The organism is Streptomyces lushanensis (assembly GCF_001700515.1).
Classification (GTDB): domain Bacteria; phylum Actinomycetota; class Actinomycetes; order Streptomycetales; family Streptomycetaceae; genus Streptomyces; species Streptomyces lushanensis.
The window spans coordinates 1-1,604 of sequence record NZ_MAUD01000627.1 but is presented as its reverse complement, the minus strand read 5'-3'; the positions used below and the strand labels follow the sequence as shown (position 1 = coordinate 1,604).

Annotated in this window: 1 protein-coding gene; it reads left to right on the top strand. The window is 74.1% G+C overall.

Annotated elements, in window-relative coordinates:
- Positions 1-1,589: tetratricopeptide repeat protein (locus BFF77_RS31970; protein WP_141698611.1), on the top strand; the 1,589-nt coding region annotated here is incomplete at its 5' end.
- Positions 1,590-1,604 lie beyond the last annotated feature (15 nt).

Genomic DNA, 1,604 nt, shown 5'->3' with positions numbered 1-1,604 from the left:
GCCTGGCGTGGGTGCCGGGGGCCCACCCCCGGCACCCACGCCAGGCCCACCGTGACGGCCTTGCCCGGTCCCTCGCGCTGTACGCCCATGTGCTGCTCGTGACGGGCCGGTACGAGGACGCTCTCGCCGCGGCGGACGAGTCCCTGGCGGTTCCCGGCGCCCGCGCTTCCTCGGCACAGAGGGCCTACACCCTCCACGCCCGCGCCCTGGCCCTGGCGGAGACGGAGCGGCTGGACGAGGCGCTCGCCACGGCCCAGGACTGCGTGGCGGCATACCGGAGCATGGCACGGCCGGCGCCCGCCTCCGCCGGGCCCACCTCCTTCGCCGCGCCCAAGCGCAGGGACAGGTCGCTGGGGAGCCTGCTGGGTGCCATGCGCGTGCACGCCTGGGTCCTCGCCCGTTTTCCTCGCGATGAGGAGTCCGTGCAGGTCTATCTGGAGTGCCACGCGCTGCTGCGGAACATGTCGCTGTGGCAGTTGCTCCGTGTCCAGATGCTCCAGGCCCGTGTACTGATCGAGCTGACCGGCGGACTGCGCGCCCTCGGCCGGTACGACGAGGCGGTCGCGGCGGGCAACGATGCTCGCGAGTGGACCGACGGACTCGTCCTGCGGCTCTACCCCGAGATCCTGCCGCTGCGCGCCCAGCTCCTGACCGACCTGGCCTGGTGCCACGGCGCGAACGGTGATCTGCCCCTGGCGCGCGACACCGCCGAGGAGGCCGTCGCCGTCTGCCGCGCCCTGGTCGAGCGCGATCCGGCCGCCGGTGAGCGCCGTCTCGTCCTCGCGCTGCGGTGCCTGGCACACCATCTCGGCGAGGCGGACACTCCCGCCGGGGAACGGTTGGCCCTGCGTGAGCTGGCCGACCTGTGCGCCCGGCTCGCCCGTACCCAGCCCGAGGTGTACGTGCCGGTGCTGGCCGAGGCACTGGACGATCTCGCCTTCCGCCACCGGCGCAGGGGTGCCCACGGCAAGGCGATCGAGGTCACCGAGGAGAGCGTCGAGGCCTACCGGCGCGCCGCCGGACTCGATCCCTCTGCCTACGAACCGGAACTGGCCCGCACACTCGCCAACCTCAGCGCCAGACAGCGCGCCAAGGGCAGCCTCGCGGGTGCCGTGGCCAACGGCCGCGAGTCCCTGGCGCTCACCCGCCGGCTGGCCGCGTCCGACGAGGACACCTACCGGCCTTTGGTCGCCGACCGCCTGCGGGTCCTCGCCCGCGCGCTGCGCCGCGCCGGGAACGACACCGAGGCGCTGACCTGCTACGAGGAGGCCGAGACCGTCCTTCGCGAGCTCATGGAACACACCGACCCGCGGCCCCATGAAGCCGCGCTCTCCGCCACCCTCGCCGCCCTTGCCGCCACCCTCCGCACGACGGCGGAGACCCGTCTCACCGAGGGCCGCGCCGACGAAGCCGTCGACGCCCTGCGCCGCCTGCTCGCCCTCACCCGCCGTGCCGACCGGACCGACGTCCACGCCATCTGTGTCACCGCCTTCGCCCGAGCCCGGGAACAGGCCCGCGACGAGGTCGAGCAGGCATGGCGGCGGGCCACGACCGACCCGTTCCCCTCGTTCGTCTACCGGATCACCTAGGCCCTGTCCGGCCGG